We start from the raw sequence: 14,326 nt of genomic DNA, 5'->3' as shown, positions 1-14,326 counted from the left end.
GATTACTCCTAGTTTGCTCCAGGATTATTAAAGTTTACTGGAAGAACTATATAAATGTATGAACCATCGTCTGCCTTAATGAAGCATGGACTCTTGGCATTAAGCATATAAAGACTGATTTCCTCATCATCAATTGCTCTGAGGGCATCCATTACAAATTTAGGATTAAAACCAATCATAACATCTTTGCCCTCTTTAACAATATCAATGCTTTCATTCATAGAACCAATGAATGATGAAATAGAAATTGACATTGTATTCTCTGAAGTATTAACAATAATAGGCATTTTTTGTCCTTCATTAACAAGGATAGTAGCTCTATCTATACAATCAAAGAATTCTTTTTTATTAATTTTGATTTTTGTCTCGTAGTCTGCAGAAAGCATCTGCTCAATCTTGAAATATTCACCTTCAATGATACGAGAAACGACTGTAGTCTGATCGAATTCAAAAATAATGTGGTTTTCTGTAACGAAAATGTTTACTATATCATCAACACCACCATCAATGATTTTTATTATTTCATTTAGAGTCTTCTTTGGAACAACAACCTTAACATCATTAGTTTCATTTTTCAAATCAACGTTTCTGATTGAAACTCTATGTCCATCAAGAGCTACGACCTTAAGCTTATTATTTCTAATTTCTAAAAGCTCACCAGTCATCATTTTATTATTTTCATTATCAGCAACAGAGAAAATAGTTTTGCTAATAATTTCTCTAAGTGTAAACTGTGAAATAATAATTGGCTGATTTCTATTAGGATTAGGAATATAAGAGAAGTCCTCTCCAGATTTTCCAATAATATCAAATTTAGCCTTTTCGCATGTTATAGAAGTTTTAAATGTAGAATCTGTTTCTATAGTAACTTCATTCTTAGGAAGCTTTCTAACGATTTCAGAGAATTTCTTTGCATCAAGTGCAATGATTCCTCTTTCTAAAATAGAACCTTCGACAATAGTTTCGATTCCAATTTCCATATCATTAGCAGTGAGCTTAATTTCTCCAGAAGATGCATCTATAAGAATGCATTCAAGAATAGCCATTGTTGTTTTGGTTGGAACTGCTTTTGATACAATATTAACACCTTTAAGTAAATCGGCGGTTTGACAAGTGATTTTCATTATGATTGCTCCCTTTCTAAAAAAATAAATAAAATATATTTTCTAAGTATTCTTCTTATAGGTTGTGGATTTGTAGATAACTGTGAAACATCAGTATTTACACGTAAAACATGAAAAGAAAACTCGAAAAAAAGTGTGAATTTATTATTGATAATGTATGGATAAAATGTGAACAAAAATTGTCAGAATTTTGAACTATTAAATTTATCCTCTATTCATTAACATGCTTTTAACAGGTTATTAATAGACTTATCAACAGGTTTTACACATTAATTTGGATTGATTTTCTTTTTGATTGTTTCTACCAGGTTCTTTGTGGTTTCATCCTTTTCAATTTCTTCACCTATTTTATTTGCTCCGTGAATAATTGTTGAATGATCACGGCCTCCTAGAAGAAGTCCAATTGCCTGTAAAGAAGAATCAGTCATTGTATTACATAGATACATGGCTATTTGTCTAGGTCTTGCAACATTACTTGATCTATTCTTTGATGCCATCTGGTCTACTGTAAGATTAAAATGCTCTGAAACAACTTCTATTATAAGCTGAGGTGTAATTTCTCTTGAAACATTTGGAGAAATGAAATTCTGTAATTCTCTCTCAGCTATTTCCATTGTAATATCTATTTTCTCAAGACGAGAGAATGCTATAAGTTTGTTTAAAGCTCCTTCAATTTCTCTAATGTTTGATTGAATGTTCTCAGCAATATATTTTCTGATAGATTCATCAAGATTAAAGTGTTTATCTTCAATCTTTTTATTAAGGATGGCCATACGTGTTTCATAATCTGGGTATCCAATATCGGCCATAAGGCCCATATCAAATCGGGATTTGAAACGGTCATCAAGTGTTTCCATATCTTTTGGTGGTTTATCTGATGAAATTACAATTTGTTTGCCCATTGCATGAAGGGCATTGAAAGTATGGAAAAACTCTTCCTGAGTTGCTTCCTTTCCTATAATAAATTGAATATCATCAACCATTAAAACATCTACAGTACGATACTTATCTCTAAAACGCTGCATTGCTGTTGCATTATTGTTGGTTCTCATGTTCTCGATAACTTCGTTAGTGAATTCCTCTGAAGTTACATATAATATATGAGAATTTGGATTTTGACTCTCAATATAGTTTCCAATAGCCTGCATCAAGTGAGTTTTTCCAAGTCCAGGTCCTCCATATATATACAGAGGATTATAGAACTCTCCAGGTGACTCGGCTACTGCAAGAGCTGCTGTCTGTGCGAATCTGTTGTTTCTACCAACGACAAAATTATCAAATGTATATTTTGAATTAATAGTAGAATTAGCCATTCGCCTTTCTTCAAAGGTGTTAACTTCTTCTAAATCAATACGTCCTACATTTTTTTCTTTTTTAATTTGATTTGCATTGTCTTGAGATATAACTAAGATTTCATCGAACTGAATGCCAGTAATTTCTGCTATTGTTACTTTAAGTGGTGTAGCATATTTTCTGGTGACATATCCTAAAGTCATAGTATTTTGATCACCACTGTATGTAAGATAGAGTTTGTTATCTTCTATTTGAAATAATTCAAGAGGTTTAATCCAAGAATCATAAGAAACATCCGTGATAGCGTATTCATTTTTTAAATAGGTAAGTATCTCGTCCCATTTTTTAACAATTTCTTCCATATAAAATCCTTTTTATCCACAATTTTAAACTATTTAATATTCTAAACTAAACAAGGCATTTTAGCAATAATAAGTCTTAAATCGTGTAGGGGATTGTTTAAAGCGTAAAATGTCTTATTTTTTGAATTTGAGCCTATAGAAAATGTCTTATTTTTTATCCACATGTGGGTATTAACATTTTCAACCGGTTTATCCCCTTATTTTTGGCTAGTTTTATATTTGTAATGTTGATAACTTTTAGTTTTTAAACATTTATCCACATAGTTTTCCACAGCTTGTAGATAAGTTATATAATTTTTTTTGCTTTTGAACACAATATTTAGTATTTAGATTTATTATTCTCTTTAAGATATTGTGTTTTCTAGTTATCCACAGGTAATTAAATATAGAAATAATCGAAAATTTATTGACTTTATGGGCTTTTGCCTTTATAATTTCAACTGATGTTTTCTCATAAAGAGGAGGTGGATATATTATGAAGATGACATATCAACCAAAAAAGAGACAGAGATCCAAAGTTCATGGATTTAGATCTAGAATGAGCACAGCAGGCGGACGTAAGGTTCTTGCAGCTAGACGTGCAAAAGGAAGAAAGAAATTATCAGCTTAGGCCACAGACCATGTGGTCTTTCTTTCTATTTAAAGGAAAATATTTGTTATGGAATTTAGTGAATCGTTAAAAAAGAATAAAGACTTCACTCAGGTGTACAGAAGAGGTGTGTCAAAAGCTAATCGACAGCTTGTTATGTACATTTACCATAATAATACAGATCGAAATCGCATTGGAATTTCTGTTAGTAAAAAGGTTGGAAATTCGGTAGTTAGACATCATTTGACGAGACTGATAAGAGAAAGTTATAGACTAAATGAAGAGATGTTCAATAGTGGTTTGGACATTGTAGTCGTTGTAAGAGAAGCCGCAGCTTCTGCTAATTTCGATGAGATACAAAAATCTTTGCTTCATCTTGCAAATCTTCATAAGGTAACTCGAAAATAATTGGAATTGTCATTCCATTATGTTGAATTAGTATGTTGAAGAGACTATTTATATTTTTAATTAGGTTTTATCAAAAATATATATCTCCAATGAAAAGAACTAAATGTCCTTATTGTCCATCCTGTTCAAATTACGGTTTGCAGGCTGTTCAAAAGTACGGCGCAATTAAAGGTGGTACTTTAGCCTTATGGCGAATTGTTCGTTGTAATCCTTTTTCACATGGTGGATATGATCCAGTTCCATAAACTGGAGGTTTTACATTGAGCGAACTTTTTTTAACCGCATATGACGGTTCAATTCTTGGACCTATCGCAAAGGTTCTCGGATGGTTTATGGATAAGATTTATATTCTTCTTGCATCTATCGGTATTGAGAATATAGCTCTTACTATCATTATTTTTACTTTCTTTATTTATCTTTGTATGTTTCCTCTTACCTACAAGCAGCAGAAGTTTGCTGTATTACAGCGTAAGATGCAGCCTGAAATGAAGGCTATTCAGGATAAGTATAAGGGTAAAAAGGATCAGGCCTCTATGCAGGCACAGCAGAGTGAGACTCAGGCACTTTATGATAAATACGGTATTTCACCTACAGGTAGCTGTATTTATATGTTAATCCAGATGCCTATTCTTTTTGCACTTTATCGTGTTTTTTATAATGTTCCAGCTTACATTTCTTCTGTTAAAAATATATTTACAGATTTGGTAAATGGCATTATGTCAACAGATGGTTTTGCTAATACTATGCAGAACATATTTGATGAGTCTGGTATTAAGAATCTTAAGCCTACCTTTACAGGTAGTGATACTTCAGTTATTTCTGATTCTATTATTGATGTACTTTATAAGCTTCCAACTTCTGGATGGGAAGCAATTACATCTAATTTTCCTGACTTGGCATCATCTGTTGATACTGTAGTTGCTAAGCTTGAGAAGATTAATTATTTATTCATTCTTAATATTTCAGATACTCCACTTAATCTTATTAAAGATGGTTGGGCATCTTCATCAAAGAATTTTGGTCTTATTATTTGTGCTTTGCTTATTCCAGTATGCTCTTATTTAACACAGATGTTAAATATTAAACTTACTCCACAGTCTACTGAGGGTCAGTCAGAGCAGATGGCTCAGCAAATGAAGACTATGAATCTTATGATGCCTCTTATGTCACTTTTCATTTGCTTTACTGTTCCTGTAGGTCTTGGCCTTTACTGGATTGCTGGTGCTGTTGTTCGTGTTATTCAGCAGTATTTCTTAAATAAGCATTTTGAAAAGATTGATCTTGAGAGTATCATTGAAAAGAATAAGGATAAGGCAGCTGCTAAGGCTGAAAAGCGTGGTATTCGTCAAGCACAGATTTATGAGGCTGCTCGTATGAGTACAAAGACTGCTACTATGGCTGAGAAGGCAAATCTTGTTAATGATAATGCAGAAGCTCTTGCTAAGGCTGATGAGTTTAGAGCAAAGGCTAGTAGTGGTTCTCTTGCTTCAAAAGCAAATCTTGTTAAAGAATTTAACGAAATGAATAATAAATAAGGGGGAATTAAATAATGGAATTTAAAGAGTTTACAGGTAAGACTGTTAGTGACGCTCTTACTAATGCTACAGTTTCTTTAGGTGTTACTTCTAGTGAGATTAAATATGAAGTAGTTGAAGAAGGAAGCACAGGTTTCCTTGGAATTGGTTCTAAGGATGCAATCATTAAGGTTGTTATTTCTACAGAAGAGGATCCTAAGCAGGTAGCAAAGGAATTTCTTGATGGTGTTTTCGAAGCTATGCAGCTTGAGGTTAATCTTTCAATGGAGTTTAATGAGAACGATAAGACTCTTTCTATTGATTTAGCTGGTCCAGAGATGGGTGTTTTAATTGGAAAGCGTGGTCAAACTCTTGATTCATTACAGTACCTTACTAATTTAGCTGTTAATCGTTCTTCAGAAAATTATACAAGAGTTAAGATTGACACAGAGGATTATAGACGTCGTAGAAAAGAAACACTTGAGAATCTTGCAAAGAATATGGCTAGCAAAGTAAAGAGAACAAAGAAGGCTGTTACTCTTGAAGCTATGAATCCTTATGAGAGACGTATTATTCATTCTGCTCTTCAGAATGATAATAGTGTTGCTACTCATTCTGAGGGTGAGGAGCCATATCGCTATGTTGTAATTACTCTTAAGAAGTAAAATCCTTCTTTTGATTTTTTAGGGTTAGTCTTATAATATAGACTAGCCCTTTGTTTTTCTAATTTGTAGGAGGAATCAATGTATCAATCAGATACTATATGTGCTATTGCAACATCTATGAATAGTTCTGGTATTGGGATTATCAGAGTTAGCGGTGAAGAATCCATTTCTATTGTGGATTCTATTTTTCGTGGAAAGAATAAAATCGCTGATTGTGATAGTCATACTATCCAATACGGACATATTTATGACAATGATGAATTAATAGATGAAGTTCTAATTATGATTATGAAGGCCCCTCGGTCTTATACTACAGAGGATACCATTGAAATTGATTGTCATGGTGGAATTCTCATTTTAAAGAAAATTCTTTCTTTATTAGTAAAGAATGGTGCTCGTATTGCAGAACCTGGTGAATTTACAAAAAGAGCTTTCTTAAATGGAAGAATTGATTTATCTGAGGCTGAATCGGTTATGGATTTAATTTCTTCTAACTCAGAGCTGGCAATGAAAAATTCCATAAAACAGCTTTCTGGTTCACTCAGTAGAATTATTGTTGATTTAAGAAATAAGATTTTGTATGAAACTGCATATATTGAGTCAGCTTTAGATGATCCTGAACATTATGATCTATCTGGGTATCCCGAAGAGCTTTCTTCTAAAGTAAATGAAATGCTCTCATCAATTAATGATTTGATTGATTCATTTAACTCTGGTCATATATTAAGAGAAGGAATTAATACACTTATTCTTGGAAAGCCAAATGCTGGAAAATCATCACTTCTTAATACTTTATCTCGTCGAGAGAGAGCAATTGTTACTGATATTCCTGGTACAACTCGTGATACTTTGGAGGAGCAGATTACTATTAATGGTGTTTCTTTAAATATAATCGATACAGCTGGTATTAGAGAGACCGATGATGTAGTTGAAAAAATTGGTGTCGATAAAGCAATTGATTCTATAGATGATGCTGATTTGATTTTATTCGTAATTGATTCGTCCAGACCTTTAGATGAGAATGATGAGTTCATTATTGATAAGATAAAACATAAAAAGGTTATTATTTTGCTTAATAAATCTGACCTCGTATCACAAATTAGCGAGGAAAATATATGTAAAAAATATGATAAACCTGTTATTTCTTTTTCATCTGTTAGTTTGGATGGACTTAAGACTCTTGAGTCAAAGATTACTGATATGTTTTTCAGTGGACAGGTTAAAATCGATAGTAGTTTATATATTACTAATTCAAGACAGGCGGGATGTTTATCAAATGCAAAGAATAGCCTTTCTAATGTTTTGAATTCTATCGATAACATGATGCCAGAAGATTTCTTTTCAATTGATTTAATGGATGCTTATAATTATCTCGGCGAAATCACTGGTGAGACAATTGATGATGATTTGGCTAATAAGATATTTTCTACCTTCTGTATGGGAAAATGATGCTAAAAGTCGAGCAATGCGATGACTTGTTAGCATCAGTAGCCAATTTATTGGCGACGATAAAGTGATGTGATTTAAAAGGAGTTCTATAAATGAGTTACGTTGAAGAAACCTATGATGTGGTAGTAATTGGTGCTGGTCATGCTGGTTGTGAAGCTGCACTTGCTTCTGCACGCATGGGTTTAAATACAATTTGTTTTACTGTTAGTATGGATTCTGTTGCATTGATGCCTTGTAATCCTAATATTGGCGGAAGTTCTAAGGGTCATTTGGTAAGAGAACTTGATGCTCTTGGTGGACAGATGGGTATTAATATCGATCATACATTTATTCAGTCCAAGATGCTTAATAGTTCAAAGGGACCTGCTGTTCACTCTCTAAGGGCTCAGGCTGATAAATCTGCATATTCTCTTAGAATGAGAAAGACTATGCAGGATACAGATAATCTTACTCTTCGTCAGGCCGAAATTACCGAATTAATTATTGAAAATAAAAAGGTTACTGGTGTAAAAACTCTTTCAGGTGCTACATATCATTGTAAAGCTGCAGTAATTTGTACTGGTACTTATCTAAGGGCAAGATGTCTCTATGGCGATGTTATTGAGCACACGGGTCCTAATGGATTAAAGGCTGCTAATCATCTTACTGATTCATTGCTCGCTAATAATGTAGAAATGAACCGCTTTAAAACTGGTACTCCGGCTAGAATTGATGGTCGTTCTATTGATTATTCTAAGATGGAACCACAGCATGGTGATAATCCTGTAATTCCATTTTCATTTAGTACGCCTAGAGATTCTGTTCAGATTGAGCAGGTCGCTTGTTATCTTACTTATACAAATGAAAAGACTCATGAGATTATTCGTGCCAATCTTGATAGAAGTCCAATGTATTCTGGCGTAATAGAAGGTACTGGTCCTAGATACTGTCCAAGTATTGAGGACAAGGTTGTTAGATTTTCTGATAAGAATCGTCATCAGTTATTTGTTGAACCAGAAGGTCTTAATACTAATGAAATGTATATTGGTGGTATGAGCTCTTCAATGCCTGAGGACGTTCAGTATGAAATGTACCATACTGTTCCAGGTTTGGAAAATTGTAAGATTGTTCGTAATGCTTATGCTATTGAGTATGATTGTATTAATGCTACTCAACTTAAAGCTTCATTGGAATTCAAAGATATTGATGGTCTTTTTGCGGCTGGGCAGTTTAATGGTAGCAGTGGATATGAGGAAGCTGCTGCTCAGGGATTAGTTGCTGGTATTAATGCCGCCCTTAAATTACTTGGAAAAGATCCTATGATTCTTGATCGAAGTAATTCCTATATTGGTGTTTTAATTGATGATCTTGTTACTAAGGAGACAAAAGAGCCTTATCGTATGATGACTTCTCGTGCTGAGTATAGGCTTTTACTTAGACAGGATAATGCAGATTTACGCCTCTCTAAAATTGGTTACGAGGTTGGTCTTTTACCTAAAGAACGGTATGAACATGTCGTTGAGAAGGAAAAACTTATAGAAGAAGAGGTTGCTCGTGTAAAAGAAATAAATATTGGTGCTCGTAAAGAGGTTCAGCAGCTTCTTGAATCTTACGGTAGTATTCCTCTTTCTAATGGTATAAAACTAGTTGATTTAATTCGTAGACCTGAGCTTGATTATAATAAGCTTGCTCCAATTGATCCAGATAGACCTGAACTTTCTGATGAAGTTAGGGAAGAAGTTAATATTTATATTAAGTATGAAGGATATCTTACTCGTCAGGAAAAACAGGTTAAACAATTTAAAAAGCTTGAATCTAAAGTTATACCACAAAATATAAATTATGAGGATGTACCAAGCTTGCGTATTGAAGCGCGACAAAAGCTTACTAAATTACGTCCAGCTAATATTGGACAGGCATCAAGAATCTCTGGTGTTAGTCCAGCAGATATTTCTGTACTTTTAGTTTATCTTGAAACATATAAAGATTAATTTTTTTGATGAGGTATTATGAATAGAGATTATTCTTACTTAATTAATACATTGAAAGAATGGAATTTTACTTTGACTGATGTACAAATCAATCAGTTAGATATGTTCTATGAAATGTTAGTAGAAAAAAATAAGGTTATGAATCTTACAGCTATTACTGATTTTGATGAAGTTCAGCTTAAACATTTTGCTGATAGTTTGTCAATATGTAAGGTTTTACCTTCAGATGTAAATACAGTTTGCGATCTTGGTACTGGAGCAGGATTTCCTGGTATACCTATGGCAATAGTTTATCCTAATTTACAGTTTACTTTGATTGATTCTCTTAATAAGCGTATAAAATTTTTAGAGGAAGTCGTTGATACTTTAGGGCTTAAGAATGTAACGTTAATTCATTCCAGAGCAGAAGAGGCTGGTCGTAATAAGCTTTATCGAGAACATTTTGATTTAGTTGTTAGTAGAGCAGTTGCAAATATTGCTACTTTATCTGAGTATTGTCTTCCTCTTGTAAAAATTAATGGATATTTTATTAGTTTTAAATCTGGTGATATAAAGGATGAGATTGAACTATCTGGTTCTGCTATCACAAAGCTTGGCGGAAAAATGAATAACCCTTCTTATTTTAATTTACCTGATACAGATATTAGTCGCTCATTTATTATTATTGATAAGGTGAAAAATACTCCAAAGGCTTATCCTAGAAAAGCAGGTACTCCTAGTAAGGAACCGCTTAAATAATATTTCACATTCAACAAATATAATCATTGGGGGAATATTTATGATTAAAGACTTCCTAAAAAAATATCAGGAAGAACTAATTTCTGAAAAGATTCAATTGAAAGAAGATATTGATTTGCTTGAAACTAAAATTAGAGAAGAAAAAAAGTTTCTTGCTTTATTAGAAGATTCAAATGAATCTTATTTTAAAGAATTTACTCCTAGAGATATTAATGCAAAGAATAATAAAATGGCAGAAGAAATTAGAAATTATTTAGTTGAACTTAATTCAAACTATGATAAAAAGCTCCAAAAAATGAATTTTTTTGATGGACGTTTGGATGAAGTTAATGCTTTAATTTCTAATAAAGATATTGAACAAACACCTATCATTGTGAAGGCTCCTGAAATTATACAACAAGATATTGATGCTGATGAATCAGTTATTTCTGATAGTAGTGTTTCAAATTCTGAGTTAATTGCATGCCTTTCTAATATTAAAGACTTAATTTTATTGGATCCTTATAGGGCTCAAATTGAGTTAGAAAAAATAATTTCATCAATATAAATAATGCATAATCTAAATATAGGAATGTTTCACGTGAAACATTTTATGTATTTTATCTATAAAAAACACAAAATATAGTACTATGAAATTTGATTCAACTCCTAGATATTGCTGTTTTTAGTAATAAATGTTTCACGTGAAACATTATATAATACTATATATATGACTATATATTGTGATTATTAGTATAATAATTTCTAATTCGCACAGATTTTCTTGGTAGAATTGAAAACTTCATAATGATATACTCTAATAAGTTATTGAAGAGAAGACTATAAAATAAAGAGGGAGACAATAAATGAAGAGAGTAATAGCGATTGCCAACCAAAAAGGTGGAGTTGGTAAGACTACAACGAGTATTAATCTTTCAGCATGTTTAGCTGAAGCAGGTAAGAAAGTTCTTGTTATTGATACTGATCCACAGGGAAATGCAACCAGCGGACTTGGATTAGATAAGGACGAATGTGAGAATACTGTTTATGATTTAGTATTAGACCAGTGTATTATTAAGGAATGTATGTATGAAGTGGAAAATATTCCAAATCTTACAGTTATTCCTTCTAATGTAGATTTAGCTGGTGCTGAAATTGAACTTCTTGGTATTAATGAAAAGGAATACATTCTTCGTAATGCAGTAGATTATGTAAAGGATGATTTTGATTATGTAATTATTGATTGTCCTCCTTCACTTAATATGCTTACTATCAATGCTATGACAACAGCTGATTCAGTACTTGTTCCAATTCAGTGCGAGTATTACGCATTGGAGGGAATTAGCCAGTTGATTCATACTATCGATCTTGTTCAGCAGAGACTTAATCCAAAACTTAAAATAGATGGTGTTGTATTTACAATGTATGATGCCAGAACAAATCTTTCTTCAGATGTAGTTGATACTGTAAAGAATAATCTTAATGCAACAGTTTATCAGACTATCATTCCTAGAAATGTTAGACTTGCAGAAGCTCCTTCTCATGGACTTCCAATTAATCTTTATGATTCAAAGTCTACAGGCGCAGAGAGCTATCGTAATCTTGCAAAAGAAATCATCGGAAGAAAGGATATATAGTTATGGCTACAAAAAAGGGAGGACTTGGTAAGGGATTAGATTCTCTTATTGTAAATAAGAATGAGGGTGTAGTTGCAGTTAACCCAGAACAGCATGGTGCACCAGTTGAGGTTGATATAAATAAGGTTGAGCCTAATAAGCTACAGCCAAGAAAAAATTTTGATGAGGATAAGCTTCAGGATTTAGCTGAAAATATTAAACTTCATGGAATTATTAACCCATTGATTGTTCAGGATCGTGGAAAATATTATGAGATTATTGGTGGAGAGCGTAGATGGAGAGCTGCAAGAATTGCAGGCTTTAAGAAAGTACCAGTAATCATTATGAAACTTAGCGAGCAGGAGTTCGTTGAGATTTCTCTTATCGATAACATCCAGCGTGAGCAGTTAAATCCTATTGAAGAAGCTATGGCGTTTGCTAGACTTATTGATGAGTTTAAGCTTAAGCAGGATGAGGTAGCAGAGCGTGTTTCGAAAAGCAGAACAACTATTACAAATGCACTTAGATTGTTGAAGCTTGATAAGCGTGTTCAGGACATGATTGTAGATGATAAGCTTACAACGGGTCATGCTCGTGCTATGCTTGCAATTACAGATCCAGATAAACAATATGAATTTGCAGAGAGAGCTTTCGATGAGAAGATGTCAGTGCGTGACGTTGAACGTGAAGTAAAGAAGCTAATCAACGATAAGAAAGCTGACAAGAAAATAAAAGCTGCAGAGCTTGATCCACAGTTGGTTGCTATATATCAGGATACACAGGAAAAATTAAAGAGTGTTCTTGGTACAAAGGTATATATTAATGCTAAGGATAACAAGTCTGGAAAGCTTGAGATTGAGTATTATACTCAGGATGAATTAAATAGAATAGTAGAGCTACTTGAAAATATAAAATAAACATATGTTCGAGAGTAAGGTATAGGAGCACACATGATAGAACAATATTTAGGATTTAGTTCAGATTACATAATTATAGGACTTGCAGCATTGGTTCTAATTATGATGATTCTTTTAATAGTTTTCATCGTACAGATGTCAAAGCTTAAAAAGAGATACAGAATTTTTATGCAGGGAAGCACAGCAAGATCATTAGAGGATACTTTGATTTATAGATTAGAGCAGGTTGATGAACTTATTGAAGCTAATGCCAGCAATGAAAGAAATATTGATTCAATATTTAAAAATATGCAAAGCTGCTTCCAAAAGTTTGGACTTGTAAAGTATGATGCATTTAATGAGATGGGTGGAAAGCTAAGTTTTTCACTTTGCATGCTTAACGAAAATAATTCAGGATATATAATTAATGCTATGCATTCAAGAGAAGGATGCTATACTTATGTTAAGGAGATTATAGATGGAAATTCTATAATTCAGCTTGCAGATGAAGAGAAGCAGGCACTAGAACAAGCTTTAGGTGGAATGTAATAGATGCATCAATATTTACCTGCAATAGGTTTCAGTAAACTTAATAAAGACGCACTTGAAGAGATAGTAAATGAAGTAATATTACGTCCGGATTATCAGGAGTCAGCAATTGATTTGGAAGGAAATCAATTTGTTGAGTTAAGGTATATGGTTGCAGATAATGTAGGATTAGTTCTTAGAGGAATCTATAATGAAAATGATGAATTTATCTTAGATTACTATTATCCTACATTCTTCGGCAGCATAGTATCAATAAAAAATGATGTTGAAGTAATTAAGCAAACAGACAAGGATAATTACTATGTTATGTGCGATGAAATCAGATTAGGTGTTAATCTGATTTTCCAGCTTCAGAACATGGGAGAGTTTCTGCGTCATAATATTTCAAATGGAAAGAGCGCAGATAAAGAAATTATGCTTGCTGCTCTTTCTACAGAAGGAAAGATTTTATTACCTGTTCATGATAATGAAAAAAGCAGGATAAAAGAAAAACTCAACAATCAAAAGCGTATAAATTTAGTTGAGCAGGCTCGAGAAGGCAATGAAGAAGCTTTGGAGAGTCTGACAATGGATGAAATTGATTTATACCAGAGAATATCTCGAAGAGTTACTAGGGAGGATATTCTTAGTGTAGTTACCACATTTTTCATGCCATATGGAATCGAAAACGATAAGTATGAGATTCTAGGAAATATTTTAGATGTAAAGTATGTGGTAAATCATCTTACTATGGAGGAACTTGTTCTACTGACAGTTGATAGTAATGATGTGATTTTAGAGGTATGTATAAATAAAAATAATCTCTTTGGTGAGCCAGCAATAGGAAGACGTTTTAAAGGTATAATTTGGCTTCAGGGAACTGTTGATTTTTCATAACCATTAGATTAAAATCTAATGGTTGTGATATTTACGTTCCCTTAGTTAAATGGATATAACAAGCGCCTCCTAAGCACTAGTTGAGGGTTCGATTCCCCCAGGGAACAGTATATTTTATTTGGAGCCGAAAGGCTCCTTTTTTATTATCTGCAAATAGTAACAGTTTAACCACAAATATTTCGCAATATTGTCATAAAATAGTTTAATAACATAAGTAGTCTAATAATTGCAAATATTGTATAATCAAAATTAGAATATTTGAACTATGATTACGTATAAAGGGGGAAAATAAATAATA

General features: G+C 32.8%; 15 protein-coding genes and 1 tRNA gene. 14 read left to right on the top strand and 2 right to left on the bottom strand.

Annotated elements, in window-relative coordinates; all coding sequences use genetic code 11:
• Positions 1-8: 8 nt before the first annotated feature.
• Together dnaN and dnaA are read right to left on the bottom strand one after the other, a co-directional pair.
• Complete coding sequence (dnaN, locus tag FXF36_RS04535; RefSeq protein WP_151622682.1) at positions 9-1,124, bottom strand: DNA polymerase III subunit beta; 1,116 nt, start codon at positions 1,122-1,124, stop codon at positions 9-11.
• Between the two features lie 269 nt (positions 1,125-1,393).
• Positions 1,394-2,779 (bottom strand): chromosomal replication initiator protein DnaA, encoded by a 1,386-nt coding sequence (gene dnaA / locus FXF36_RS04530; RefSeq protein WP_151622681.1) that lies wholly within the window; start codon positions 2,777-2,779, stop codon positions 1,394-1,396.
• A 475-nt stretch (positions 2,780-3,254) separates the two neighbouring features.
• On the opposite strand from dnaA, the gene rpmH reads away from it, so the two are divergent.
• The 14 genes from rpmH (at position 3,255) to FXF36_RS04460 (ending at position 14,135) form a co-directional block, all read left to right on the top strand.
• Positions 3,255-3,389 carry a 50S ribosomal protein L34 gene (gene rpmH, locus FXF36_RS04525; RefSeq protein WP_015550658.1) on the top strand — a complete coding sequence of 45 codons (135 nt, stop codon included), beginning with the start codon at positions 3,255-3,257 and terminating at the stop codon, positions 3,387-3,389.
• 48 nt (positions 3,390-3,437) lie between these two features.
• Complete coding sequence (gene rnpA, locus FXF36_RS04520; protein ID WP_090167205.1) at positions 3,438-3,776, top strand: ribonuclease P protein component; 339 nt, start codon at positions 3,438-3,440, stop codon at positions 3,774-3,776.
• A 32-nt stretch (positions 3,777-3,808) separates the two neighbouring features.
• Positions 3,809-4,021: a membrane protein insertion efficiency factor YidD gene (yidD, locus tag FXF36_RS04515; protein ID WP_174819712.1), complete on the top strand. Its 213-nt coding sequence runs from the start codon at positions 3,809-3,811 to the stop codon at positions 4,019-4,021.
• A gap of 15 nt (positions 4,022-4,036) precedes the next feature.
• On the top strand, positions 4,037-5,311 hold the full coding sequence (locus FXF36_RS04510) for a YidC/Oxa1 family membrane protein insertase (protein ID WP_243143574.1): 1,275 nt from the start codon (positions 4,037-4,039) through the stop codon (positions 5,309-5,311).
• Between the two features lie 14 nt (positions 5,312-5,325).
• Positions 5,326-5,955: an RNA-binding cell elongation regulator Jag/EloR gene (gene jag / locus FXF36_RS04505; protein ID WP_151622680.1), complete on the top strand. Its 630-nt coding sequence runs from the start codon at positions 5,326-5,328 to the stop codon at positions 5,953-5,955.
• Positions 5,956-6,033: 78 nt separating this feature from the next.
• A complete protein-coding gene (gene mnmE / locus FXF36_RS04500) occupies positions 6,034-7,404 on the top strand; it encodes a tRNA uridine-5-carboxymethylaminomethyl(34) synthesis GTPase MnmE (protein WP_151622679.1) in 1,371 nt (456 codons plus the stop codon).
• A 92-nt stretch (positions 7,405-7,496) separates the two neighbouring features.
• The gene (gene mnmG / locus FXF36_RS04495; protein WP_151622678.1) at positions 7,497-9,374 is read left to right on the top strand and encodes a tRNA uridine-5-carboxymethylaminomethyl(34) synthesis enzyme MnmG; all 1,878 of its coding nucleotides are present in this window, start codon (positions 7,497-7,499) and stop codon (positions 9,372-9,374) included.
• An 18-nt stretch (positions 9,375-9,392) separates the two neighbouring features.
• On the top strand, positions 9,393-10,112 hold the full coding sequence (gene rsmG / locus FXF36_RS04490; protein ID WP_151622677.1) for a 16S rRNA (guanine(527)-N(7))-methyltransferase RsmG: 720 nt from the start codon (positions 9,393-9,395) through the stop codon (positions 10,110-10,112).
• A 40-nt stretch (positions 10,113-10,152) separates the two neighbouring features.
• Positions 10,153-10,659, top strand: a complete 507-nt coding sequence (locus tag FXF36_RS04485) for a hypothetical protein (protein WP_151622676.1) — start codon at positions 10,153-10,155, stop codon at positions 10,657-10,659.
• Between the two features lie 298 nt (positions 10,660-10,957).
• Positions 10,958-11,728, top strand: a complete 771-nt coding sequence (locus tag FXF36_RS04480; RefSeq protein ID WP_151622675.1) for a ParA family protein — start codon at positions 10,958-10,960, stop codon at positions 11,726-11,728.
• Between the two features lie 2 nt (positions 11,729-11,730).
• Positions 11,731-12,624: a ParB/RepB/Spo0J family partition protein gene (locus tag FXF36_RS04475; RefSeq protein WP_151622674.1), complete on the top strand. Its 894-nt coding sequence runs from the start codon at positions 11,731-11,733 to the stop codon at positions 12,622-12,624.
• Positions 12,625-12,657: 33 nt separating this feature from the next.
• Positions 12,658-13,152, top strand: coding sequence for a DUF4446 family protein (locus FXF36_RS04470; protein WP_151622673.1), 495 nt, complete (start codon positions 12,658-12,660; stop codon positions 13,150-13,152).
• 3 nt (positions 13,153-13,155) lie between these two features.
• Positions 13,156-14,028, top strand: coding sequence for a DUF3881 family protein (locus FXF36_RS04465; protein WP_151622672.1), 873 nt, complete (start codon positions 13,156-13,158; stop codon positions 14,026-14,028).
• 35 nt (positions 14,029-14,063) lie between these two features.
• Positions 14,064-14,135 (top strand) — tRNA-Arg (locus FXF36_RS04460).
• Positions 14,136-14,326: the final 191 nt, after the last annotated feature.

It is taken from the genome of Pseudobutyrivibrio xylanivorans, assembly GCF_008935055.1.
Lineage (GTDB): Bacteria > Bacillota > Clostridia > Lachnospirales > Lachnospiraceae > Pseudobutyrivibrio > Pseudobutyrivibrio xylanivorans_A.
Note: the sequence above shows the minus strand (reverse complement) of the source record. Positions and strands in the feature narration are given on the sequence as shown.

What these genes read in the sequence shown, in the direction of transcription:
- dnaN (WP_151622682.1), bottom strand. Translation starts at nt 1,124, where the DNA reads ATGAAAATCACTTGTCAAACCGCCGATTTACTTAAAGGTGTTAATATT.
- dnaA (WP_151622681.1), bottom strand. Translation starts at nt 2,779, where the DNA reads ATGGAAGAAATTGTTAAAAAATGGGACGAGATACTTACCTATTTAAAA.
- rpmH (WP_015550658.1), top strand. Translation starts at nt 3,255, where the DNA reads ATGAAGATGACATATCAACCAAAAAAGAGACAGAGATCCAAAGTTCAT.
- rnpA (WP_090167205.1), top strand. Translation starts at nt 3,438, where the DNA reads ATGGAATTTAGTGAATCGTTAAAAAAGAATAAAGACTTCACTCAGGTG.
- yidD (WP_174819712.1), top strand. Translation starts at nt 3,809, where the DNA reads ATGTTGAAGAGACTATTTATATTTTTAATTAGGTTTTATCAAAAATAT.
- jag (WP_151622680.1), top strand. Translation starts at nt 5,326, where the DNA reads ATGGAATTTAAAGAGTTTACAGGTAAGACTGTTAGTGACGCTCTTACT.
- mnmE (WP_151622679.1), top strand. Translation starts at nt 6,034, where the DNA reads ATGTATCAATCAGATACTATATGTGCTATTGCAACATCTATGAATAGT.
- mnmG (WP_151622678.1), top strand. Translation starts at nt 7,497, where the DNA reads ATGAGTTACGTTGAAGAAACCTATGATGTGGTAGTAATTGGTGCTGGT.
- rsmG (WP_151622677.1), top strand. Translation starts at nt 9,393, where the DNA reads ATGAATAGAGATTATTCTTACTTAATTAATACATTGAAAGAATGGAAT.
- FXF36_RS04485 (WP_151622676.1), top strand. Translation starts at nt 10,153, where the DNA reads ATGATTAAAGACTTCCTAAAAAAATATCAGGAAGAACTAATTTCTGAA.
- FXF36_RS04480 (WP_151622675.1), top strand. Translation starts at nt 10,958, where the DNA reads ATGAAGAGAGTAATAGCGATTGCCAACCAAAAAGGTGGAGTTGGTAAG.
- FXF36_RS04475 (WP_151622674.1), top strand. Translation starts at nt 11,731, where the DNA reads ATGGCTACAAAAAAGGGAGGACTTGGTAAGGGATTAGATTCTCTTATT.
- FXF36_RS04470 (WP_151622673.1), top strand. Translation starts at nt 12,658, where the DNA reads ATGATAGAACAATATTTAGGATTTAGTTCAGATTACATAATTATAGGA.
- FXF36_RS04465 (WP_151622672.1), top strand. Translation starts at nt 13,156, where the DNA reads ATGCATCAATATTTACCTGCAATAGGTTTCAGTAAACTTAATAAAGAC.